This window comes from Streptomyces carpinensis, assembly GCF_002154505.1.
GTDB classification, from domain to species: Bacteria; Actinomycetota; Actinomycetes; order Streptomycetales; family Streptomycetaceae; genus Streptomyces; species Streptomyces carpinensis.
Window position 1 is genome coordinate 28,190 of the sequence record NZ_MUBM01000129.1, and the last position, 23,765, is coordinate 51,954.

Consider the following 23,765-nt stretch of genomic DNA (forward strand, 5'->3'; position numbering starts at 1 on the left):
CCGCAGGAGCTTCGCTCGATCACGCCCACGGCCCGATGTGTCCCATTGGTGAGGTATGCGCTGGGACGCTAGCCTCGGCGCCCATGGCGAGATCTTCGAGGTCACAGCGTTCGGGTGGGCCGGCACAGCGGCCCCGACGCGCACTGGTTGTCGTGCTGATCGCCCTTCTGGCATCCCTGCTGGTCACCCCCGCCACAGCCGAGGACACCGTGACCGGCACCGGCACCGGCACACCGAGGTTGCGGCTGTTCGTCCTGGGCGACAGCATCGCCGGCGGCAGCGACCAGGGCGGCCACGGGCCGCACGGCTGGCCCGCGTTGGTCGCCCACCGGCTGGGGCTGGCGCTGCGTCTCGACGGTGAGGGCGGCACGGGCTACACCACCGGCGGCCGGCAACCGGGCGGGCGGCCCTACCCGCGGCGGATCAGTGAAGCCATCGCGGCGGCGCCCGACTCGGTGATCGTCGAGGGGTCCCGGAACGACCTCGCCCCGGCACGGGTCCGGACCGCCGCGGTGAACAGCCTGCGCCGGCTGCGTGCAGGGCTGCCCCACGCGCGGATCCTGGTCATCGGGCCGATCTACTCCGACCCGCGGCCGGTCGGCTCTCGCCCGGTCGACGAGGCAGTCGCGGCCGCGGCGAGGACACTGGGCCTGCCCTACCTGTCCCCGGTGCGCCTCGGCTGGTTCACCGGAGCCGCGCACCGGTTCATCGGCCGCGACGGCGTCCACCCCACAAACGCCGGGCACGCCTACCTCGCCGAGCGGATCCGCCCCGAACTCTCCCGGCTGTTGCACCGTGGGTCTGCTTCGGGCGGCCAGTGAGCGTCTCGCCCGGGTCACAGCCGGCTTCGTCATCCGCGTCGGCGCCGCGCCCGCCCGCGCCACCGCCGTCATCGGCCACCGCTCCCGGCGTGCACACGGCTGGAGAAGACTCGGTCGGCCGGATCGTGAGCCGGTCGGCCGGGTCGCGCGAGCACGGGGTGCGGCCCGGCCGGCCGTGGGGCGCCTGCCTCAGTAGGCGCCGCGTCCGTCCAGGACGGCGCGGAGGGTGCGGGCCATGACCGACATGTCCAGGGTCCAGGACCAGTTGTCCACGTACCGCAGATCGAGTGAGACGGTCTCGTGCCAGGTCAGGTCCGACCGCCCGCTCACCTGCCAGAGCCCCGTGAGGCCCGGTTTGACGCTCAGCCGGCGCATCTCCGCCTGGTCGTAGCAGGCGACTTCCTCGGGCAGCGGCGGGCGGGGGCCCACCAGCGACATGTGACCGAGCAGAACGTTGACCAGCTGGGGAAGTTCGTCCAGCGAGTAGCGGCGGAGGAGACGGCCGACCGGCGTGACCCGTGGATCCCGGCGGAGCTTGAACATGTGGCCGTCGTTCTCGTTCGCCGCGACCAGGTCGCTCTTCATCCGGTCCGCGTCCGCCACCATGGTCCTGAACTTCCACAGGGGAAAAGGGATGTTGTGCCGCCCGACACGGGTTTGGCGGTAGATGACCGGCCCGGCCGAGCCCATGCGCACGGAGAGCGCCAGAATCGCGAACAGCGGAGCCAGCACGACGAGAAGGACGAGCGCCCCCAGCCGATCCGTGGCCTCCTTCAGCAGCGTCGGCAGGCCGCGTCGCGTCGGCGGTGAGATGTGCAGCAGGGTGAGTCCGGCCGCCGTGGTGAGCCGGATCCTGCGCCGGGCCACCTCGATGATGCCCGGCAGGATCATGAGCGGACAGCCCGCGTCGTGCAGGGCCCAGGACAGCCGCCTGAGCCGGCCCCCGGACATGTGCCCGCCGGGCGCCACGAAGACCAGATCGGCGCCGAGCGCCTCGGCCGCCTCCCGCACGGACAAGGCATCCTCGTCGAAGTCCGCCGGCTCCTCGGCCCGGAGCCGGCCGCACACCCGTACACCGGACAGCAGGTCACCCTCGCCGACCACACAGGCTCCGACCGCCACATAGCCGTGATCGGTCCGCTCGGCGAGCTGTCCGACCACGGCGTCCACCGCCCCGGCCTCACCGATGACGAACACGCGCCGCAGCGCGCGGGCGTCGCGACGCGCTGCCAGCACACTGCGGTGCACCGCCCTGCGGCAGAGCAGGGTGACCACCAGCGACGGGCACAGCGCGCCGAGCGGGACGGCAGGCGCGCCGCCGAGGCCGGACACGCTACGCAGCACGGCCAGCGCGCCGAGCAGCACGAGCCAGTCCCGCACGAGCGACCCGAGCGGCGCGTCCTCGTCCCACGTCCAGGGTGCGTACCGCCCGCCGACGACGCCGACGAGCAACCAGACCATGCTGATCACCGCCGCCTGCCGCAGGGGGTGGGGCTCACTGATCGCCGAGAACGTCACCGCCGCCGGCAGCGCCACTCCGGCGGCGTCCGCACAGACCGCGACCGCCGCGTACCGCCCGAACCTATGGCTTGTGCGCGAGGGCGTCCGGTGCGCCGTCCGAGATGCCGCCTGCCATGACGCCGCACTGGTCGACTGCCACATCATGATTCTCCCCAAAGACCCCGTACGAAGCGCAGGGCGCGACTGCAACCGCGCCGATACGAAGCCGACGCACGCGCCTCATGCGATGTTGATATCAACCTTTACACACCTATGTCTTACTTTCGGGATTTACCACTAACTAAATCCTGTCTTGGAGGGACGAAGGAGTGACGAGGTGCGAGCGGGCGGCCGCGACGGTCCGGGGATGCCGTCCGGAGCGGCCCGGGCGCGACGAGGACTGCGTCGTGTCGTCCGGCGGCGCCGGGTACTGCCCACTTGTATGCCCGGGTGAGGACGGCGGCTGATATGGAATCAACGAGGCTCCCGCACTGGCGGATTGAGACGTCGAACGCCTCTCCCGACGGCACTGGAGCCTCGTGTGTTGCGGGCACCGTCATCACCCGCGCGGTGGCCACACCGAAAGAGCTCAGTGGCTCGATTCGCCCCATGACTTCGACCGGTCAGGGCGAATCGACGGATCGGAGCAGGTGGGTCGGAGCAGATGGGTCGGACCCGGGTGGATCGACACAGGCGGGTCGGAGCCGGGTGGCTCGGACCCTGGCGGGGCGGACCCGGGTGGGTCAGATCACGCCCTGGGCCAGCATGGCGTCGGCGACCCGCTCGAAGCCGGCGATGTTCGCGCCGGTCACGTAGTCGCCGGGGGCGCCGTAGCGTTCGGCGGTCTCGTGACAGGTGCCGTGGATCTCGCTCATGATGTGCGCCAGCTCCTCCTCGACCCGGGCCGGAGACCAGGCCGTACGGGCGTGGTTCTGCGCCATCTCCAGGGCGCTGACCGCGACGCCCCCCGCGTTCGCCGCCTTGCCGGGCCCGAAGGCGACCCCGGCACGCTGGAGCAGGTGCACGGCCTCGGGCGTCGTCGGCATGTTCGCGCCCTCGGACACCGCCTTCACTCCGTTGCGGACGAGCGCCGCCGCGTCCTCCTCGTCGAGCTCGTTCTGCGTGGCGGAGGGCAGCGCGACGTCGGCCGGCACCTCCCAGACCCGACCGCCGGGCACGAACCGCGCGGAGGCACCCCGGCGCTCGGCGTACGTGCTGATCCGCCCGCGCTCCACCTCCTTGACCTGCTTCAGCAGCTCCAGGTCGATGCCCTTGTCGTCGACGACGTAGCCGGTGGAATCCGAGCAGGTCAGCGGATTGGCCCCGAGGGCCAGCAGCTTCTCGACGGTGTAGATGGCGACGTTCCCGGACCCGGAGACGACGACCGTCTGCCCCTCCAGGTCCTCACCGCGCTCGCGCAGCATGGCCTCCGCGAACAGCACGTTCCCGTACCCGGTGGCCTCCGGCCGGATCGCCGAGCCACCCCATCCGAGCCCCTTGCCGGTGAGCACGCCGGCCTCCCACCGATTGGTGATCCGCCGGTACTGCCCGAACAGGTAACCGATCTCGCGTCCTCCGACCCCGATGTCGCCGGCCGGGACGTCGGTGTGCTCGCCGATGTGCCGCTGCAGCTCCGTCATGAACGACTGGCAGAACCGCATGACCTCCGCGTCACTGCGCCCGTGCGGGTCGAAGTCACTCCCGCCCTTGCCGCCGCCGATGCCGAGTCCGGTCAGGGCGTTCTTGAAGATCTGCTCGAACCCGAGGAACTTGATGATCCCGAGGTTCACGGACGGGTGGAAGCGCAGGCCGCCCTTGTACGGGCCGAGCGCGCTGTTGAACTCCACCCGGAACCCCCGGTTGACGTGCACCCGCCCCTTGTCGTCCTGCCAGGGCACCCGGAAGATGACCTGCCGCTCCGGCTCGCACAGCCGCTCCACAAGCCCCGGCTCCGCGTACTCGGGCCGCGCCGCGAGGACCGGCGCGAGTGTGTCCAGCACCTCATGGACGGCCTGGTGGAACTCGGGTTGGGCGGGGTTGCGGCGCTCGATCTCCACGCGGAGGGCGTCGAGCCTGCTCTGGATGTCGGAGCGGGTCGCATGGGGGTGGGTGGTCGTCACGGGGTCCCTTTCTGGCACGGCTGCCACCGGTACGAGACCGGTGATGGGCTGATGGGCGCTCGGCGCCGTTGCCGCGCGCAGACACTCCACTGTTACCCCTGCGTAAACGCCGAGGCCAGCATGACTATGTCGACCGCTCACTATCTGAGATGCGATGTTGTTCCAGTCGGTCCGCCCACTGCTGGAGCAGCGGGCGGACGCGGCGGCCCTCGGCGCCCCGCCCTGCGAACCGTGCGGACAGCCCGGAAACACCGGACGAGCTGCCAACGGTTGCCGTACGCAAGCAGTCATTCACTCATTGCAGTGGGCGGAGTCGACCACGCTGAGTGACCGTAGGGAAGGAACTAGCCGACCTCACGACCGAACGACCACCCACTTCACGAACCTCGGCGTGCTGCGTCGCCCGACGCACGAGGTCATCGGCGTCCTCCACGACGACAACGCCGACCCGGCCGAGCCTCTTCTCGCCTGCGCCGCACTGAGCAGCTGGGCCGACCCGGCCGGTTACGGCCCCTGTCACCGCGGCCGCCGCCGCGCCGGACGACGTGGTGTGGCGCAGGCAGTCGTACGACCGCTGCTTCGGCCAGGACGGCACCTTCGGGCAGCTCGCGGAAGCGGTCGGTGCGCGTGCCAGGAGGAGATCCGCGCCACCGTCGAGCGCGGCATCCAACGGCGCGCCGCCGACCACCCTTTCGACCTCGGCCTCCAACTCGCCCTGCTCACGGCCTCCATGCGCCGCTTCGACGAGCCGACGGTCACCGACGCGATTCGCGGCCTCCTCGCCGCGAACCCAGGTGACCGCGCCCGCCGGCAACTCGCCGAAGCCACCGGAAGTTCGCACTGGTTGATGTAGTTCCGCGACCTGGCGGGCGACTCAACCGCCGGTCCTCGACGACGGACCGCATCGGGGCGTCGGTGGTCGTCCGTCTCGTTGAGCGGCGGGATCCCGATTCCTCTCAGCGGGCTTCCACCGGAGGCCAGTTCCCGGAGGCGCACAGCTCCATGTACTGGGCGGTGGGAAGGTGGGTCGGAGGAAAGTGGGGGCCTGCTCCCGAGTGCGGGACGACGATGACGGCGCTGAACGGAACCGTGGCCGGGTCGCCCGTCTTATTGTGTTCCCTGAAGCCGAAGCGGAACGTCCAGCCGTAGGCGAAGTCGATTCCCGACTCCGGGAAAACGATCACGGAGCCGGCTCTCTCCGGGTAGGCGGTGGTGTTCAGATGGTGGGAGGCCGCTGCCACCGCGTGCTCGCGGGGCACCTTCCCGCCGGACCGCCGCCGCCTGGTAACGGCTACGGCCACCACGGCTCCGCCCCCGATCACCACCGCGCCGGCACCCAACCCGATCCACAGCATGCCGTTGCCGCTGTCGTCCTGGGAGGCCCCGCCTGCAGCGACACCTTCGTCCTGCACAGCGCCGGAATCCTTGCCCGACGGCGAGGACGAGGGCCTGGCCGGCGCCGACGACTCCGCCGCTGCCAGGTCCGGCAGCGGATAGACGTCGGCCGGTCCCGGGTCGCCCGGATCCTCCAGCGCGATGCGCGGCCGCACGATGCCGTAGCCGATGGAGTCGTTGCGCTTGGCGCCGTTGGTGGGGGCGCCGATGGTGTTGAGCATGACGCGGAGGACCTGATTGTTGGTCCAGGTCGGGTGCTCGGACCAGATGAGGGCGGCGCTGGCGGAGGCCAGCGCGGTAGCGCCGCTGGTGCCATGACTCTTACAGAGACCCGTTTTGCCGCCACAGGCATGGACCAAGTCCGCACCCGGGGCTGCCATGTCGACCTGGGGCCCGAACTCCGATTCGGCGGTCCTGCGGAGATCCTTGCCGACTCCTGCCACGCCGACGACTCCGGGCGTGGCCGCCGGGTACTCGACCGGGTTTCCCTTGTCAGCGTTATTTCCTACAGCCGCAAAGATGAGCGAACCGTGGGACAGGGCGTACTTCACCGCAGCAGTGAGCTGCGGAGAGTTGAGACGTTCTCCCATGGAGATGTTGATGACCCGGGCGCCGGAGTCAGTTGCGTAGCGGATGGCTTTGCTGAAGTCCGAGGGGCCGGCGAACCCGTTGGTGTCGCTGGGGGCGGGCATCCGGATCGGCAGAATCTTGGCACCTGGCGCGAGACCGAAGGCGCCGTTTCCTCCGCCGTATGCACCCGTGCCGGCGATGAGTCCAGCCATCCCTGTGCCGTGACCGTCATAGTCCGTGTGTTCATCACCAGCACGTTTTGAGGGCGCGAGATCCTCTCCGTCGAGCACCCGGCCCTTCAAGTCCGCGTTGTCTGGGTCAACTCCGGTGTCGATCACCGCGACCGTAATGCCCTTGCCCGTACTCGTCCGCCACATCTCCTCCGCGTGCATGGCGTCCAGGTGCCATTGCTGTGAGCGTGTGGAGTCGGCGTAAGCCTGCGTGGCTGGACCGCCCACCAGCAGCACACTGAATGCCGTTGAGGCTACGGCACGTATCCCTCTCTCCCACCTACGGGCCAGGGGCATGCGCATGGTTCCGTTTCCCTTGATCGTCAGTCGGTGGTCGGCGGTTCGCTTCGGCGGTCGCCCCTCTGCTCCGTGTCCCTCTGCTCCTCGTTCCGCTGCCGCACACGACTGGTCGATCCGCCCGGAGCACCGCGAACGCCACCCCGCGTGCCAGCCTTACTGGGCACGCCACCCGAGATACCTCCCCGCGTCGGTGCGGAAGGTACAGGGCCGCCCGGCCTCGCCTGAGCACGACCTGTTCTCTGCGGCGTACCGCCCACGATGCCCTCGCGCGGCGTCGCCACCGGGCGCCCGGCGGTCCGGTTGACCGGCTGCCCCATCGAACCCGTGCTCGGCATATGGCTCGCCGAGCCTCGACTGGCTGCGGATTCGCCGCCAAGCGAGGCCCCGGGTGCCCGACCGGTCGACCGGCCAGTGGCGGGTGGCCCGGCTGGACGCCCACCCGTGACGCCCGAGCCGGAGGCACCGCCCCGGCCGAATACCGATCCCTGGTTCGAGATGGCGCGACCGACCGTCCCGGTGGAACTGGGCACATTGCGGCCCGGGACAGGACTGATTCCCTCGGTTCCGCGACCGGGTACACGCCCCATGGGCCCTTGCGCAGGTCGGGCGGGCAAGCTTCCGCCACCGGCCTGCTTTCCGATTCCGCCGGATGACGAAGGCATACGAATGGGACGTGGCATGGGAGATACCGGGCCATTCGTCGGTGACAGCGGTCCCGTGTCCGGACGCGGGGTCGTAGCAGGTCCCTCCACGGAACGCGTGGAGGGCTGAGGGGCGTCCGGCGGTACAGATACTGAGTCGATGCCGACATGCGGAGCGGGTTCACTGGTCGGCGGGTGCATCCGATGAAACGGAGACCCACTCGTGGACAGATCCGAGGGGAGCTTGGAAGCCGCGGAATCTTGCCGCTGAGTTCGTACGCTTCCGCGCCGTTCAACTGTTGTTCCAGAACTGGAACCACCGCCGGCGCCTCGGCTCGAGCCGTTTCCTGGCCTAGCCAGGTCCTCGGAGGAGATGTATGGAGCCGGCGGCGTAATCGCACCCGGCGGTGGCGGAAACTTAGGCCTTTCCAGGGCATTCATCTGCGTAGCGGACTGATCGTAGGACTGTCCCAGCTTCCGCATCTGGGCCGCCGCCTCCTGGCGGACCTTCTCGCGGTCGGCCTTCAGGGCGGCCAGTTCGCTCGCGGACTCGGCGCGGACCGCGGCGGCGTCCGGGTCGTTGTGGGCGGCCGTGGCCGCGTCCAGGTTGGCCTGGGCGCTCTTGGTGTCGCGGGGGATCGACGTCTGGGCCGTCGCGATCGCGCCCGAGGCGTGGCCCAGCCACTTCCCCGCGCCCTCGCTGAAGTCGCCCAGTCGGTGGGTGGAGTTGGCGAGGTCGTCGGCCCAGGTACGGAACGCCTCCGCACCGTCGCCCTTCCACTCCACCCACTGCGGGCGCACCTTCAGCTCATCCGCGATCTTGCGGATCTCCGTGGCGGCCGCGGTCAGACGGTCGGCGGCGGCCTGCACCTCTCCCGCGTTCGCCTGGTCCAGCCACGCGAGCATCTGCTCGTGGCTCATGCTCTCGAAGGACGTACCGCCGCCGCTTCCCTTGCCTGCCATCAGGCCTCCCCCGCCGCCGTCCGAAAGACATCCGCCGCCATCAGATCGTGCCACCCGAGTCGCCCGTGGGCGGCCGCCCGGACTGGTCCGGCTGCGCCCCGACGTCACCCTGACCGTGGCCCTTCTCGGGCAGGGACGGGTCGTAGGCCCCGCCGTAGTGCTCGGTCGTCTCGGCGCTGATCGCCGCCATCCGCCTGCGGACGTCGACGTCGATGTTCTGGTAGCCCTTGTGCGAGGCCACGACCGCGATGCCCATGCCCTCCATGGAGTCGGACAGCAGCTTCGACAGCGTCTCGAGTTCGCTGATGACCGTCTCGTACGCCGTGTAGATGCCGGCCGCCTCTCCCCACGACCCTCCTCCGCCGCCGAACTGCCGGCGTGCGAGCTGGGCCTTGCCGACCTTGCCCGGGCCGGCCTCCGAGCCCTTCAGATCGTGGATCAGGGCGTCCACTCTCTTCTTGAACTCCGTGAACGACGTGTACTCCGCCGCCAACGCGGCCGCGGCCCCGACACCCGCGGCACCTGCCGCCGCGAACATGCCCGGCAGAACCGACAGCAACGGCGGCGGCTGGTCGGCCGCCCCCGAACCGGCATCGCTCGGCAACACAACGTCCTCCCCCGTGCGTTCGTGAAGCGGAAGCCTCGGTGACAACTCTAGCTACACGCAGTGACAGTCCCGATGTGGCTCCCCGGCCGCCAACCTGATGCCCCGCCACCTCACCCGCGAGGCCATCCCAGCTGACACGCCGACTGACCAGGTAAAACCGGCATCGGAGATGCCAAACGCCTACGTGATAGGGCCTGCACGGAGCATAGAGGCCCTCAGCGGTCAGTACTGCGTGCTGAGATCCGTGCCCTTGGGGGCCCGCCAGCAGCCGGAGACAACGTTGACCAGGATCTTCGGGTCCTTCTCAGCTCCGGCCGTCGGACTCGAAACCCAGAGCTCGACATTCACCGAGAAGGGCTCGCTCCGTGAATCTGCCGTGAGTTCGAGCGTCCTGTCCCTACTCTTGTTGGGACCGTATTGGACGATCTTCCACCCTTTCCCGGGGAGGCCTTCTTTGAGTCGCTGGAATCCGGCCTTCAGCTCGTCCTCGGAGACGTCGTAGACAGACCAGGGATGAACGGTCTTGTAGAAGTTTTTGGGATCCTGGTCGCAGGTCGAGATGCTGGGACCTGGTTCGGTGACCTTGCCGGTCCGAATGTTGATCAGTTCATAGATCTGGCTGGAGACGGCCTTCGCCTTCTCCCGGGCCCTGTCCACACCTAGGGTGGTCGCCTTTGATCCGGTGGCCTCGTGCCCGGACGCGGAGGCTTCGCTGTGGTCCATGGTGTTCGAACAACCTGTTCCAGTGAGAGAGAAAACGGCGCTGGCGGCGACCATGCCGAGCCAATGAACCCGAAGGCGTTGACGCGAGGGGCGGATCAATTCTCCTCCTGGACCTTGTCATATCGGCCGACAACTACCGCTGCCTGGTTCTTGAGACCCTTCGAGTCCTCGTCCCAATACCCACTGTGGCCACTGGTGTCCACGTCCATCCTGTGGGCGCCGAATGCCTCGTCGGACGGGATCGTCTGGATGTACCCAGCGTTGTAGGGAACGCCATGCCAGGTATCCACACCCCACTTCCAGCCGCCGAGGAAGTCCCGGCCGATGTACGGCACCGGATCGGATCCGGCCGCTTCGGACCAGACGTGCTCCCTGCCTACGCCCAGAGCACTCGCATCACCCACCAGCATGCCCGGGCTGCCGGCGACCACAATGTCGTCGGCCGCCAGGTGGTGCTCCTGAGCGGCCACGCCGATCACGGTGGTCCCATAGCTGTGACCGATGACTGTGGTGTGGCTCGCGTTTGGACCGCCCTGGGCAGTCTGCAGGCCGTCCAAGAAGTCATTGAGGATCGGTGCCCCGTGGCTGGCGTAGCTCGGCCGAGGGGAGTCGGTGAGGATGTTCTGCGGGGCGTCGTAGCCGATCCAGGTGACCGTAGAGGTTGACCCGCCGGGAGACATGCCGTTGGCTTCCTTCCACGTCCGCGCCATGCGCCCGATGTCACCTCCGGCACCCGCCAGCTTCGACGTCGTCCCCGGCACGTACACCGCCGTGTTGTCCGCCGTGTCCGGGTTGCCGTTGGCCAGGATGACGTGGCCGTCGCCCTTGAGATCGAAGCCGAGCAGGTAGGCCTCAGGCAGGCCGTCGACGCCGGTCTGGTCGAAGCGTGCCTGGACGGCGTCCATCCCCTTGAGCTGGTCCTTGAACCGGCCGCCGCCCATGGCGTCCCACGCCGTCCACTCCGGATTGCGGATCTCCCCGGCCGCCGTAACCACCGTCTTGGGAGGCTCCGGACCCAGCGCGGCGAGGGCATGCCTGACCTGGGCGTGGGCTTCGCCGAACACGATCCGGTTGGCCGAGTCGCGCACCGCGCTCGGTACTCCGTCGAGTGCGCCGATCTCGGCCGGATAGAGCGTCTGGTACTCCTCGCGCCGCTCCTCAGTAAGGCTGTCCCACCACTCCTTGTTGTCGGCAGGGGACTTGCCGTGCGGGATGCCGTCCTTGTCGACGTAGGTGCCGACCGCCTTCCTGACGCCGCCCATGTCACGCGCCTCATCCATGAGCATGTCGTCGGTCACGTCCAGGCCGGCCGGGGCCTTCAGCTCGCGCAGGATCTCGGCATACCGGGTATCGATCTCGTCGGCTGTGTTCACCGCCTGCGAGATACGCTCGGCAATGTCCTCGGCCTTGCCTTTATCGGGGTCACCGTTCGCCTCGCCGGCACCGGGCAACAAGGGCACCGGAGCACCCGGCTCGGCGACACCATTGGCGGGCGACATGGGAGCTTCGGCACTCCTTGGGTACTCGACCGAGCCGTCCTCGTTGACCGTGAACCTGAGGTCGGCAGCATCCTGCAGCGCCTGCCTCAGTTTCTTCTGGGCACTGGACAGTTCGGAGGCAAGGCCGTTGAGGGCTGTGCGGACGAGACCACATTCACCGTGGAGGTACTGGTAGTTCCGGCTGAGCTGGGTCAGGTCTTGTTCGGCTGAAGTACGCGCCTGGCCTTTCTGTGTGGCACGGAGCGGGGCAGCCATCTCCTGATCGACCCTGATACGTGCGGCGTCGGCCCGGTTACTGACCTTGCCCCAGCCGTCGGCCGCGTCCTCGTACTCGGTGAACTTCGCGTCGCGTAATTGCTGCCATGCGGGCATGCGCACCTCACCTGGCCCAGTCGGGCTTTTCACCGGTGTTCACGCCCTTGACCTTGCCGGCGACTGCGGGGTCGATCTCGCCGAAGTCACGGCCGGTCTTGGCGAGCGCACCATGCAGCCGGTCGCATTCGTTGCGCACCGAGGTCAGTCGCTTCTCCCAGGTCCCCAGGATCTCGTGCAGTGCGGCGGTGCTCGTAAAGCCGTCGGTCCCGCGCTTGACGCCCTCGTGGGCCGTCTTGAGCTCCGACAGCCCAGAGTTCGTGGCCGCCCGCAGATCCTGTGCCACGCCGGAGGCCTTGGTCCACGGACCCATCGACGCCTTCAGATCAGGGCCTGACGCTCCAGAGGAACCACTCACCCCTCCACCTCCCGAGTCGGCCAAGTGGTCGATCTGCATCCGCTCGGAGTGTCGTTGAGCCGCGTCTGCCTTGAGCCGCTCCCACTCGTCCCACGCCATCGGCGTATTCCTCCCCCTAGCCCTGGCGGCGATGCGGTGTGTGCCGTGCCAGCTATGTCCCGGCCTGACCTCAACTTATTGCTGTGGCCCAGGGGGCCCATGAGTACGCGTACTCAACTCTCAGCGCCGAGCCGACCGCCAGGTCCATGCCGGTCAGGACACGGTCGCCGGACCGCAGCGCCTCCTTGTCCGCGCCGAGGCGGTCCATCAGGTTCCCCACCTGATCGGTCCAGGTGCGATGGGCCTTCTGCGGGGCGGAGGAGGTGAGCCGGCCTTCTCCGTCCCTGGGGCCGAAGGCCCGGACCGCGATCCCGGTCTCCTCGTCCGCCCAGTCACCCGCCCGGCGCGTGCCGGGCTCGATGTGGTGCTCGGCCCGCTTCTCGGCGGACGAGGAGACCAGCTTCTTCGGTCTGGGGCCGACTCCCACCATCCACCGTCCCTCACTGCGCTGGATACGCCGACACTGTCCAGCAGTTCAACCGAGGGATCCGGGAGCACGTCACGGTGCCTTCCACAGCATCATGTTGACACCGGCGTCGCCGCCGACCGCTACACCCTCCTGCTCTCCAGCGGCCCCAGATACGTCTCCGGCAGGCCGCCCGTGTCGATCAGCAGCCGCTGTACCACCACCGTGGGGTCGACCGTCCAGAACTTCAGGCGGTGGACGCCCGCGCCGGTGAGCGTGTGCTTCGTCGCCGTGCGGTTCACGTTGTCCGAGGTGTTCCTCGCCCACTGGTTGTTCATCACGCCGTCGTCCGATCCCGTGGCCGCGATGATGTCCACGGTCTGCGGGGTCTGCTCGTCGAAGGAGACGGCGTAACGCAGGCCGCCCTCACCCGCCTGGAGCGCCGGGTTGCGTGGGGAGAGCTCCGCCCAGACGGTCACCTCGCCCGGGTTCGCCGTCAGCAGGGTCACCTCGTACTCCAGGCGGGGCGAGGAGCCGCCGGGGATTCGGCGCGGTGCCGTCACCGGCCACGGGGTCATGCCCGCCGTCGTGCGGCCGATGCCGTCCAGACGGCGCCATTCACCCACCGAACGGTCGTAGTGCTCCGCGTCGATCGCCACGTAGCCGCCCGCCTCGACGAAGCCCCGCAGGCCGCGTGCCGCCCGCGTGGACGGCTTTCGCGCCGTGCAGGAGACGGTCACCGTGCTGCCCGCGCCGGTGATGGTCAGCGTGCCCTCCGCCCCGTCCGCCGGGACCCTCGACCAGTCGGTCCTGACCTCCACCCGCACCTGCTGGTCCACCCGGCCCCTGGTCCGGTCCACCTTCAGCCACGGGGCGGAGACCTCCACCCGGTACTCGAAGGGCGTACGGCCCCGGTTGAAGATCTCCACGTACTGCTGCGGGCGGGTCTGGTACGGGCTGAACTCCGGGAGCCTCGCCTGCTCGGTCCCCGCGCCTGACGGCCACCATCTCCCGGCGTCCTCGGCTCCGTCCACCGACACTCCCAGCTCCGCGCCCTCGGGCACGTCGATCCGCTTCACCGCCGGGAAGAGCACGTCCGGGAGTGCCACGTTGTCCTTCTCCGGCTGCTGCCAGCCGGCGTTCGGGCCGTAGCGGTCCACGTCTCCGTAGTCGATGTGCGGCTGGGTCTGGAAGCCCTTCCACTTGCCGTCGGCCACCTGCGAGTCGAAGCGCTCGGCCAGGGCCCGGTCCTTGGCCAGGCCCGCTTCCGCCTGCTCCGCGCGGGCGTTGGTCGCGGCGCGGCCCTGCCGTGCGTACAGGAGGTTGGTGAACTCCGCCTGGCGCAGCTCGTACAGGTTCGCCGTGGCCTCCACCTCGTAGCCCACCAGCTCGAACCAGGCGTCCTGGGTGCCGGAGGGCAGTTGGCGGGCGATCCGGTCCGCCTTCCTCGCCAGGTCCTGCCACTCCTGCGTGACCCGCTCCAGCTCGCGGTGGGCGAAGTAGTACGGGGTCTGCTGGTCGTCGTTGACGACCTTGCCGTCCACGAGGGTGATACGGCGGTTCAGCAGCTCCGGCTTCCGGCGGGCCTGCAACTTCCCGTACGCCGCCAGTACCTCCGCTGTCGCCGCGGACTGCGCCTCGCCGAAGTTCTGGCGGGCGTAGCGCCGCTCCCACTCCCCCAGCCGTTCCTGCGGCCAGCTCTCCGGGCTCCAGGCGTAGTTCAGGAAGAACTCCGTCGGCAGTTCGTTGCCCTTCAGGTCGCCCACGTTCACCACCCACAGGCCGTGGTTGCCGTAGGCGTGCGCCTGGTGGAGCTGCTCCTGGACGTTGCGGAGGTTGGCCGTGTCGACCCACTTGTAGTTGCGTCCGGCTCCCACGTAGTCGAAGTGGTAGTACAGGCCGTGACCGCCGGTCCGCGCGGGCTCGGCCGGGTCCGGGTGCTTGCGGATGTTGCCCCAGTTGTCGTCGGTGAGGACGACGGTGACGTCGTCGGGCGCCCGCAGGCCGCGGTCCCAGTAGCGCTGCACCTCCTTGTACAGCGTCCACACCTGTGGAGTCTCGGCGGCCGGTTTGCCGGTGACCTCCTCGATGATCTGGCGCTGCGCCGCGATGATCTCGCGCATCAGCTCGATGCCGTCGCCGTCCGGCAGGCTGGTGTCGCCGTTGCCGCGCATGCCGAGGGTCACCACGCCCTCGAAGCCCTGGTCGACCATCCGCTGGATGCCCGCCCGCCAGTACTTCTTGAGCGCCTCCGCATTGCGCACGTACGACCACTCGCCCGTGCCGCCGTAGGGATCGTGCCCGGCGCTCGCGTGGCGGTTCCACTCCTCGATGCCCCGCATCATCGGGGCCTCGTGGGAGGTGCCCATGACGATGCCGTACTCCGCGGCCCGCTTGTGGTTCTCCGGGTCGTCCTCAGCGAAGGCGCGCCCCCACACCGCCGGCCAGAGGTAGTTGCCCTTCAGCCGGAGCAGCAGCTCGAAGACCTTCGCGTAGAAGTCGGCGTTGAAACCGCCGGGGTAGCCCTCCGCCTTGCCCGGTCCGAAGTACTCCGGGGCCCAGGTGCCGAGCGCCGGGTTCTCGTCGTTGATGAACACACCCCGGTACCTCACCGTGGGCGTGCCCTGCGTGTACCGGCCCGGGAGGATCCACACGCGGTTCCTGCGCACCGGCGGTACGTCGTCCCACCAGTACCAGGGGGAGACTCCGATGCCGTACGAGACGTCGTAAGCCCCGAAGATGGTGCCGCGCGGGTCGCTGCCCGCGATGACGAGCGCGCGCTCGACCCCCGGCATGGGGTGGTCCACCACGGTCTGCAGTGAGGTCTCCCAGCGGTCGCGCACGCCGGTGACGTCCAGCTTTCCGGACTTCACCAGGCCGTCGACCAGCGGGCTGCGGCCGATCGTCCCGACGAGCACGGCGAAGCGGGCGATGGTGCTGCCGGGGCGTACGCCCGTGACCCGTGCGATGTCGCTCCGCAGGTCGGCCGCGACCCGTACGACCCCCGGGTGGTCGTCGGTGCTGACCAGGACCGGGGCGCCGATCAGGGAGAAGGCGCCGGGCGCCGGGGAGGTGGCCGAGAAGGAGACGTACGCCCCGGGGTCCGTCCGCCGGAGACCGCCGCTTGCGCCCGCGGCCGCCTCCGCGTCCTTGTTCCCCGCCGCCCATACGGCTCCCGACGACGACATCACCGGCACCGCGGCCAGACCGGCCCCCAGTACGGCTCTGCGGCTGACGTGCGCAGACATGCCACACCCTCCCACTCGAATTTGGTTAGCGGCATGACAAATGGTGGAGCGGGTGGCTCCTGAGGAACAGGGGTCGTGCGCGCCGAATAGTTTCGTAACGGCCGCTCCGCGCGGCCCCCTGCTGCGGCGCCTCCAGTGGTCCGGACCAACCCCTTGCCCGTCCGCCGTCCGCGCAGCAAGCTCCCCCCATGGAGCTGGAGTTGCGGCATCTCAGGACGGTCCGGGCGATCGCCGAGGCGGGCAGCCTCACCCGGGCGGCGACGGTTCTAGGGCTCGCGCAGCCCGCGCTGAGCGCTCAGCTCAGACGGATCGAACGGGCTCTGGGCGGTGAGCTGTTCGAGCGCGGCAGGCACGGCGTGCGGCCCACCGCGCTGGGCGAGCTGGTGCTGGAACGCGCCCCGGATCGTGCTGCCGGCGGTGACCGAACTCCAGCAGGAGGCGGTCCGCTTCGCGCGGACGCGGGCCCGCCGCGAGACGGAGCGGCTGCTGCGGCTGGGCGGCACGCACGGGCCGCTGCTGGGTGCCCTCGTGGACCTGACGGCCACAGCGGGACCCGACACCCGAGTGACCACCCACGCCTCGTGGTCCGAACGGGAACTGGCCGCCCTGCTGGCCGAGGGCCGCCTGGACTTCGCGGTCACCGGCGCCTGCGGCACCGCCGCGCCTCCCGACACCGAGCATCTGGTGTGGCAGGAGTTCGCCGTCGACCCGGTCTTCGTCATGCTCGCCGACACCCATCCGCTCGCCCCCACACCCGAGGTCGAACTGGCCAAACTGGCGGACGAGGAGTGGGCCTGCGTGCCCGGCGACGGCTGCTTCGGCGACTGCTTCACCGCCGCCTGCGCACGCGCCGGGTTCGCCCCGCGGCGGATGTACGAGACGGACATCGCCTCCTGCGTGCACCTGGTCCAGGTGGGCCGGGCGGTGGGCCTGTGCCGGGCCACCTTCCCGACCACGCCCGGCATCACCACCAGAGCGCTGGCCGGCACCCCGCTGCTCTGGCGCCACCTGCTCGGCTGGCATCCGGCCACCCAGCATGCCGACACGGCGGCCACCGTGCTGGCCCGGGCCCGCGTCGCCCACGCCGACGCGGCGGCCCGCAGCGACAGCTACGCCGGCTGGCTCGCCAGGGGCGGAAGTACCGCCGGAGCCCTTCCGTGACACCGGCAGGCCGCCCGACGTCCCGTCATCCGCGGCGTCATTCGCGACGGCCGGCCGGGGGCTCTTCGGCAACGACGATCCAGGGTTCCTCCACGACGACGAGCCGGGGTTCTTCCATAACACCGAGCCAGGGGGTCAACCGGAGCCTTATGCCGTCCAGTTGACCCTTCTTACGGTTTCGGCACCTCCCCACCGAGACCGAGGAGATCCCCCTGCTCCAGCGACACACCAGAGCCGCCTGCGCCGCCGTGGTGGCCACGGGCGCCCTGGTCCTGACCGGGCTGAGCGGCACGGCGAGCGCGGGGACGGCCGCCCCCGCCGCGCAGGCCGGCCGGTCGGCGCCGTCGGCCGCGCAGACGCTGCGCACCGCCGACACCTCCGCCGCCGTCCTGCGCGCCATGCAGCGCGACCTGGGCATCGACCGGCAGCAGGCCGAGAGGCGGCTGGCGAACGAGGCGGAGGCGGGCGCCACGGCCGGCCGGCTGCGCGGCGCGCTGGGCGCCGACTTCGCGGGCGCCTGGGTCAGCGGTGCCGAGTCGGGCACGCTGACCGTGGCGACCACCGACGCCGCCGACGCGGCGGCGATCAGGGCGCGGGGCGCCGAGCCCGCCGTCGTGCGGTACTCGCTCACCGCGCTGGACGCCGCCAAGGCCCGTCTGGACCGGGCGGCCCGGCACACCTCGACCGCCGACGCCCCGGCCTGGTACGTCGACGTGCGCACCAACAGCGTGGTGATCGAGGCCGTCCGGCCGGCCGCGGCGCGGGCGCTGATGGAGGCCGCCGGGGTGGACCGCGGCCTGGTGCGGGTGAAGAAGGCCGCCGAACGGCCCCGCCCGCTGTACGACCTGCGGGGCGGCGACGCGTACTACATCAACGGAAACACCCGCTGCTCGATCGGGTTCCCCATCACCCGGGGTGCCCAGCAGGGCTTCGCCACGGCCGGACACTGCGGCCGGGCCGGCTCCACCACGACCGGCTCCAACCAGGTCTCACAGGGCACCTTCCAGGCGTCGATCTTCCCCGGCAACGACATGGCCTGGGTGGCCACCAACTCCAGCTGGACCGCGACCCCCTACGTCAGCCAGAACGGGCAGAACCTCCAGGTGACCGGGTCCACCGTGGCGCCGGTCGGCTCCTCGGTGTGCCGCTCCGGTTCGACGACCGGCTGGCACTGCGGCACGGTGCAGCAGCTGAACACCAGCGTGACCTACCAGGAAGGCACCGTCTCCGGGGTCACCCGCACCTCGGTGTGCGCGGAACCCGGCGACTCGGGCGGCTCCTTCATCTCCGGCAGCCAGGCGCAGGGCGTCACCTCCGGTGGTTCGGGCGACTGCACCAGCGGTGGGACCACGTACTTCCAGCCCGTCAACCCGATCCTGAGCACCTACGGGCTCACCCTGAAGACGACGACCGGCGGCCCCGGTGACCCGGGCGGCCCCGGTCAGCCCGGCGGCACGTGGGCGGCAGGCACCGTCTACCGGGCCGGCGACACCGTGACCTACGGCGGCGCGACGTACCGCTGCCTCCAGGGCCACCAGGCCCAGCCCGGCTGGGAGCCGCCGAACGTACCGGCGCTGTGGCAGCGCGTGTGATCCACATGCGGCACTGACCGCCAAGGGGGCGGACGGGCCCGGGTGCGCCGTGATGGGGCACCCGGGCCCGCTGCCGTTGCCGGCCCGGCTCCCCTCGGCATGACCGTCGCACACACATGCGAAAGGGCCCGTACGACCGAAGTCGTACGGGCCCTCACAGGTGCTCGCAGCGGAGCTACCAGGTCAGATCCTCAAGAGTTACTTGACGATCTTGGTGACCTGGCCGGCGCCGACGGTCCGGCCACCCTCACGGATGGCGAACTTCAGGCCCTCCTCCATGGCGACGGGCTGGATGAGCTCCACCTTCATCTCGGTGTTGTCACCCGGCATGACCATCTCGGTGCCCTCGGGGAGGGTCACCACGCCGGTCACGTCCGTCGTACGGAAGTAGAACTGCGGGCGGTAGTTGTTGAAGAACGGCGTGTGGCGGCCACCCTCGTCCTTGGAGAGGATGTAGGCCTGCGCCTCGAACTCGGTGTGCGGGGTGACCGAGCCCGGCTTGATGATGACCTGGCCGCGCTCGACGTCCTCGCGCTTGATGCCGCGGAGCAGCAGACCGACGTTCTCACCGGCCTGGCCCTCGTCGAGCAGCTTGCGGAACATCTCGATGCCGGTGACCGTGGTGGAGGTCTTCTCCGTCTTGATGCCGATGATGTCGACGGTCTCGTTGACCTTGAGGACACCACGCTCGATACGGCCGGTGACGACCGTACCGCGACCGGTGATGGTGAAGACGTCCTCGATCGGCATCAGGAACGGCTTGTCGACGTCGCGCTCCGGCTCCGGGATCGCGGTGTCGACGGCGTTCATGAGGTCGAGAACGGACTGGGTCCACTTCTCGTCGCCCTCGAGCGCCTTCAGAGCGGAGACACGGACGACCGGCAGGTCGTCGCCCGGGAACTCGTACTCGGAGAGGAGCTCACGGACCTCGAGCTCGACGAGCTCCATGATCTCCTCGTCGTCCACCATGTCGGACTTGTTGAGGGCGACCACGATGTACGGAACGCCGACCTGGCGGGCCAGGAGCACGTGCTCCTTGGTCTGCGGCATCGGGCCGTCGGTGGCGGCGACCACCAGGATCGCGCCGTCCATCTGGGCGGCACCGGTGATCATGTTCTTGATGTAGTCCGCGTGACCCGGGCAGTCGACGTGGGCGTAGTGACGCGCCTCGGTCTGGTACTCGACGTGCGCGATGGAGATGGTGATACCGCGCTGGCGCTCCTCGGGAGCCTTGTCGATGTTGTCGAACGGGGTGGCCTCGTTCAGCTCCGGGTACGCGTCGTGCAGCACCTTGGTAATGGCGGCCGTGAGGGTCGTCTTACCGTGGTCGATGTGACCGATGGTGCCGATGTTGACGTGCGGCTTAGTCCGCTCGAACTTCGCCTTCGCCACTGGGGTCCTCCTGTGGAGTGGTTCTGTACGCCTTACTTCATCGGCGCCAGGTGATCTTTGCTGGATGGCCCGGATCCCCGGGGCATTCCGGCCGCTTTGCGGTGGAATGCCCCACGAGGCTCCGGAGTCAAGCCTAAAGCGTGTGAACGGGGTGCGTTACTCGCCCTTGGCCTTCGCGATGATCTCCTCGGCGACGTTCCGCGGAACCTCGGCGTAGGAGTCGAACTGCATCGAGTAGCTTGCGCGACCCGACGTCTTGCTGCGGAGGTCTCCGACGTAGCCGAACATCTCCGAGAGGGGCACGAGGCCCTTCACGACGCGGGCACCCGCCCGCTCCTCCATGGCCTGGATCTGGCCACGGCGGGAGTTGATGTCGCCGATGACCTCACCCATGTAGTCCTCGGGCGTGGTGACCTCGACGGCCATCATCGGCTCGAGCAGCACGGGGCTGGCCTTGCGCGCGGCCTCCTTGAAGGCCTGCGAGCCGGCGATCTTGAACGCGAGCTCGGAGGAGTCGACCTCGTGGTAGGCACCGTCGAGCAGCGTCACGCGGACACCGGTCATCTCGTAACCGGCGAGGATGCCGAACTGCATGGCCTCCTGCGCACCGGCGTCCACCGAAGGGATGTACTCCTTCGGCACGCGGCCACCGGTCACCTTGTTGATGAACTCGTACGAGGCGTCGCCGCCCTCGATCGGCTCGATCGCGATGATGACGCGGGCGAACTGGCCGGTACCACCCGTCTGCTTCTTGTGGGTGTACTCGACCTTCTCGACGGACTTGCGGATCGTCTCGCGGTAGGCGACCTGCGGCTTGCCGACGTTGGCCTCGACCTTGAACTCACGGCGCATACGGTCGACCAGCACCTCGAGGTGCAGCTCGCCCATGCCGCCGATGATGGTCTGGCCGGTCTCCTCGTCCGAGTGGACCTGGAAGGACGGGTCCTCCTCGGCCAGGCGCTGGATCGCGACGCCCAGCTTCTCCTGGTCGCCCTTCGACTTGGGCTCGATGGCGACCTGGATGACCGGCGCCGGGAAGTCCATGGACTCCAGGATCACCGGCTGCTTGTCGTCGGACAGCGTCTCACCGGTCGTGGTCTGCTTCAGACCCATGACGGCGACGATGTCACCGGCGCCCACCGACTCGATCTCCTCACGCTTGTTGGCGTGCATGCGGTAGATCTTGCCGATGCGCTCCTTCTTGCCCTTCACCGAGTTCAGCACGGAGCTGCCGGATTCCAGGCGACCGGAGTACACGCGGACGAAGGTGAGCTTGCCGAGGTGCGGGTCGCTCATGATCTTGAACGCCAGCGCCGACAGCGGCTCGTCGTCGGACGGCTTGCGCTTGACGACCGTCTCCGGGTCCTTGACGTCGTGGCCCTCGATGGCCTCGATGTCGACCGGGGACGGCAGGTAGCGCACGACCGCGTCGAGCAGGGGCTGGACGCCCTTGTTCTTGAACGCGGTGCCGCAGAACACCGGGGTCACGGTGGTGCCGGTGCCCTTGCCGGAGGCGATGGTGATACGGCGGATCGCCGCGTACAGCTGCTCCTCGGTGGGCTCCTCGCCCTCCAGGTACAGCTCCATCAGCTCTTCGTCGTTCTCCGCGACGGCCTCGAGCAGCTTGCCGCGCCACTCCTCGGCGGCCTCGGTGTGCGTGGCCGGGATGTCGACGGTGTCGTACATCTCGCCCTTGGTGGCCTCGGCGGACCACACCAGGGCCTTCATCTTCACCAGGTCGACGACACCCTTGAAGTCCGCCTCGGCGCCGATCGGCAGCTGCATGACGAGCGGCTGGGCACCCAGGCGGTCGGTGATCATGTCGACACAGCGGTGGAACTCGGCACCGGTGCGGTCGAGCTTGTTGACGAAGCAGATACGCGGGACGCCGTAGCGGTCCGCCTGACGCCACACCGTCTCGGACTGGGGCTCGACGCCGGCGACGCCGTCGAACACCGTCACGGCACCGTCGAGCACACGCAGGGAACGCTCCACCTCGACGGTGAAGTCGACGTGGCCCGGCGTGTCGATGATGTTGATGGTGTGGTCGACGTCTTCCAGCGGCCAGTGGCAGGTGGTGGCAGCAGAGGTGATCGTGATGCCACGCTCCTGCTCCTGCTCCATCCAGTCCATGGTGGCAGCGCCGTCGTGGACCTCACCGATCTTGTACGACACACCGGTGTAGAACAGGATCCGCTCGGTGGTGGTCGTCTTGCCCGCGTCGATGTGGGCCATGATCCCGATGTTGCGGACCTTGGCCAGGTCAAGTGAAGTGGTAGCCATAAGGCTTCAGTCTTCTCTCGGTCTCGATGTGGGTAGCGACTACCAGCGGTAGTGCGCGAAGGCCTTGTTGGACTCGGCCATCTTGTGCGTGTCCTCGCGCTTCTTCACAGCGGCACCGAGGCCGTTGGAGGCGTCGAGGAGCTCGTTGAGCAGACGCTCGGTCATGGTCTTCTCGCGACGGGCGCGGGAGTAACCGACCAGCCAGCGCAGCGCCAGGGTGTTGGCACGGCCGGGCTTGACCTCGACCGGCACCTGGTAGGTGGCGCCACCGACACGGCGGGACTTGACCTCGAGGGTCGGCTTGATGTTCTCGAGAGCGCGCTTGAGCGTGATGACCGGGTCGTTGCCGGTCTTCTCGCGCAGGCCCTCCATGGCGCCGTAGACGATGCGCTCGGCGGTGGAGCGCTTGCCGTTCAGCAGCACCTTGTTGATCAGGGAGGTCACCAGAGGAGAACCGTAGACCGGGTCGATGATGACCGGGCGCTTCGGGGCGGGGCCCTTACGAGGCATTCTTACTTCTCCTTCTTGGCGCCGTAACGGCTGCGGGCCTGCTTGCGGTTCTTGACACCCTGGGTGTCGAGGGAGCCGCGGATGATCTTGTAGCGAACACCCGGCAGGTCCTTCACACGGCCGCCGCGCACGAGCACGATGGAGTGCTCCTGCAGGTTGTGTCCCTCACCCGGAATGTAAGCGGTGACCTCGATGCCGCTGGTCAGACGCACACGCGCGACCTTGCGGAGGGCCGAGTTCGGCTTCTTCGGGGTGGTCGTGAACACACGCGTGCAGACGCCACGGCGCTGGGGCGAACCCTCGAGTGCGGGCGTCTTGTTCTTCTCGACCTTGTCCTGCCGGCCCTTGCGGACCAGCTGCTGGATCGTAGGCACTACTTCTCCGGTTTCTGTGTGCCGATGGGTACAGCTAACCTGGAACTTCGCCGACCCACGCGGTCGGGTGTGTCGAATCCCGCGGATTCCCGCCGCAAGGCAGAAGAAGCGCAGATTACGGTGGCCGGTGACGGCTCCCTGGCGGTTGTAGGCACGCACGAGAGCCAGGGCACACCCCAGGCACAAGGTCTGAGCGTACCCAGCGCACTCACTCCGGTCAAAACAGAAGCGGCGCGACCGGCACGCCGCACTCGCCGCGCATCGGCTCCGCCGTCCTGCCTGCTGTTCCACCCATCGTCACCTCCTTACCACAGCTGGCGGCCGGACGCGACCCAGAAGTAAGGCGTGCGAGGGCCGAACGAGGCCGACGCGCCCCGCCATACGGGCGTCAGCGGGCGTGTCCTGGCCGTAGAGGAAGGCGCCTCGAACCCACCCGTGCTGCCCCGCGGCACGGCCGTCCGCAGCCGTATGGGACAGCCGACCGCACCCGCACCCGCAAGACGGCCGGAGCGGGCCGCGGGGGTGCGGCCGAAGCCCGCCGCGTGCTGCGGTCTCAACCCAGTCCCACCGATGAAACTCAGGGCCGTATGTCCGTGTGCGG

Annotated in this window: 16 protein-coding genes and 1 pseudogene; 4 read left to right on the forward strand and 13 right to left on the reverse strand. The window is 69.2% G+C overall.

Annotated elements, in window-relative coordinates:
• Positions 1-152: 152 nt before the first annotated feature.
• A complete protein-coding gene (locus BZY54_RS18145) occupies positions 153-821 on the forward strand; it encodes an SGNH/GDSL hydrolase family protein (RefSeq protein WP_158103882.1) in 669 nt (222 codons plus the stop codon).
• 189 nt (positions 822-1,010) lie between these two features.
• On the opposite strand, the gene BZY54_RS18150 is transcribed toward BZY54_RS18145, so the two are convergent.
• Positions 1,011-2,357 (reverse strand): sugar transferase, encoded by a 1,347-nt coding sequence (locus tag BZY54_RS18150; RefSeq protein ID WP_244217213.1) that lies wholly within the window; start codon positions 2,355-2,357, stop codon positions 1,011-1,013.
• Positions 2,358-3,064: 707 nt separating this feature from the next.
• The gene (gene gdhA, locus BZY54_RS18155; protein WP_425276291.1) at positions 3,065-4,405 is read right to left on the reverse strand and encodes an NADP-specific glutamate dehydrogenase; all 1,341 of its coding nucleotides are present in this window, start codon (positions 4,403-4,405) and stop codon (positions 3,065-3,067) included.
• 427 nt (positions 4,406-4,832) lie between these two features.
• Here gdhA and BZY54_RS18160 point away from each other — a divergent pair, with 427 nt between their 5' ends.
• Positions 4,833-5,294, forward strand: a complete 462-nt coding sequence (locus BZY54_RS18160) for a hypothetical protein (protein ID WP_086726240.1) — start codon at positions 4,833-4,835, stop codon at positions 5,292-5,294.
• Between the two features lie 103 nt (positions 5,295-5,397).
• Here the strand turns inward: BZY54_RS18160 and mycP are convergent, their stop codons facing one another.
• The 7 genes from mycP to BZY54_RS18200 all read right to left on the reverse strand — a co-directional run bounded on the left by mycP (position 5,398) and on the right by BZY54_RS18200 (position 15,852).
• A complete protein-coding gene (mycP, locus tag BZY54_RS18165; protein WP_244217214.1) occupies positions 5,398-6,873 on the reverse strand; it encodes a type VII secretion-associated serine protease mycosin in 1,476 nt (491 codons plus the stop codon).
• 1,707 nt (positions 6,874-8,580) lie between these two features.
• Positions 8,581-9,147 carry a hypothetical protein gene (locus BZY54_RS18175; RefSeq protein ID WP_244217215.1) on the reverse strand — a complete coding sequence of 189 codons (567 nt, stop codon included), beginning with the start codon at positions 9,145-9,147 and terminating at the stop codon, positions 8,581-8,583.
• 222 nt (positions 9,148-9,369) lie between these two features.
• Positions 9,370-9,870 carry a hypothetical protein gene (locus BZY54_RS18180; protein WP_086726242.1) on the reverse strand — a complete coding sequence of 167 codons (501 nt, stop codon included), beginning with the start codon at positions 9,868-9,870 and terminating at the stop codon, positions 9,370-9,372.
• 95 nt (positions 9,871-9,965) lie between these two features.
• The gene (locus tag BZY54_RS18185) at positions 9,966-11,741 is read right to left on the reverse strand and encodes an alpha/beta hydrolase (RefSeq protein WP_143668072.1); all 1,776 of its coding nucleotides are present in this window, start codon (positions 11,739-11,741) and stop codon (positions 9,966-9,968) included.
• Positions 11,742-11,748: 7 nt separating this feature from the next.
• Positions 11,749-12,027, reverse strand: a complete 279-nt coding sequence (locus tag BZY54_RS52260) for a hypothetical protein (protein ID WP_208640689.1) — start codon at positions 12,025-12,027, stop codon at positions 11,749-11,751.
• A 241-nt stretch (positions 12,028-12,268) separates the two neighbouring features.
• Entirely contained in the window at positions 12,269-12,628 is a 360-nt protein-coding gene (locus BZY54_RS18195; RefSeq protein WP_086726245.1) for a hypothetical protein, read from the reverse strand.
• 119 nt (positions 12,629-12,747) lie between these two features.
• Positions 12,748-15,852, reverse strand: a complete 3,105-nt coding sequence (locus tag BZY54_RS18200; protein WP_086726246.1) for a glycosyl hydrolase 115 family protein — start codon at positions 15,850-15,852, stop codon at positions 12,748-12,750.
• Between the two features lie 188 nt (positions 15,853-16,040).
• On the opposite strand from BZY54_RS18200, the pseudogene BZY54_RS18205 reads away from it, so the two are divergent.
• Together BZY54_RS18205 and BZY54_RS18215 are read left to right on the forward strand one after the other, a co-directional pair.
• Positions 16,041-17,013: pseudogene (locus tag BZY54_RS18205) on the forward strand (LysR family transcriptional regulator).
• Positions 17,014-17,225: 212 nt separating this feature from the next.
• Positions 17,226-18,605 carry a carbohydrate-binding protein gene (locus BZY54_RS18215; RefSeq protein WP_483025148.1) on the forward strand — a complete coding sequence of 460 codons (1,380 nt, stop codon included), beginning with the start codon at positions 17,226-17,228 and terminating at the stop codon, positions 18,603-18,605.
• Between the two features lie 198 nt (positions 18,606-18,803).
• On the opposite strand, the gene tuf is transcribed toward BZY54_RS18215, so the two are convergent.
• The 4 genes from tuf to rpsL form a co-directional block, all read right to left on the reverse strand.
• Complete coding sequence (gene tuf, locus BZY54_RS18220; protein WP_086726249.1) at positions 18,804-19,997, reverse strand: elongation factor Tu; 1,194 nt, start codon at positions 19,995-19,997, stop codon at positions 18,804-18,806.
• Positions 19,998-20,153: 156 nt separating this feature from the next.
• Positions 20,154-22,280: an elongation factor G gene (gene fusA / locus BZY54_RS18225; protein WP_086726250.1), complete on the reverse strand. Its 2,127-nt coding sequence runs from the start codon at positions 22,278-22,280 to the stop codon at positions 20,154-20,156.
• A 39-nt stretch (positions 22,281-22,319) separates the two neighbouring features.
• Positions 22,320-22,790, reverse strand: coding sequence for a 30S ribosomal protein S7 (rpsG, locus tag BZY54_RS18230; RefSeq protein WP_003998848.1), 471 nt, complete (start codon positions 22,788-22,790; stop codon positions 22,320-22,322).
• A 2-nt stretch (positions 22,791-22,792) separates the two neighbouring features.
• On the reverse strand, positions 22,793-23,164 hold the full coding sequence (rpsL, locus tag BZY54_RS18235; protein WP_003948652.1) for a 30S ribosomal protein S12: 372 nt from the start codon (positions 23,162-23,164) through the stop codon (positions 22,793-22,795).
• Positions 23,165-23,765 lie beyond the last annotated feature (601 nt).

Bases quoted from the DNA above. Each gene is read 5' to 3' on its own strand.
- BZY54_RS18180 (WP_086726242.1), bottom strand. From the start codon at position 9,870: ATGGACCACAGCGAAGCCTCCGCGTCCGGGCACGAGGCCACCGGATCA.
- BZY54_RS18185 (WP_143668072.1), bottom strand. From the start codon at position 11,741: ATGCCCGCATGGCAGCAATTACGCGACGCGAAGTTCACCGAGTACGAG.
- BZY54_RS18195 (WP_086726245.1), bottom strand. From the start codon at position 12,628: ATGGTGGGAGTCGGCCCCAGACCGAAGAAGCTGGTCTCCTCGTCCGCC.
- BZY54_RS18200 (WP_086726246.1), bottom strand. From the start codon at position 15,852: ATGTCTGCGCACGTCAGCCGCAGAGCCGTACTGGGGGCCGGTCTGGCC.
- fusA (WP_086726250.1), bottom strand. From the start codon at position 22,280: ATGGCTACCACTTCACTTGACCTGGCCAAGGTCCGCAACATCGGGATC.
- rpsG (WP_003998848.1), bottom strand. From the start codon at position 22,790: ATGCCTCGTAAGGGCCCCGCCCCGAAGCGCCCGGTCATCATCGACCCG.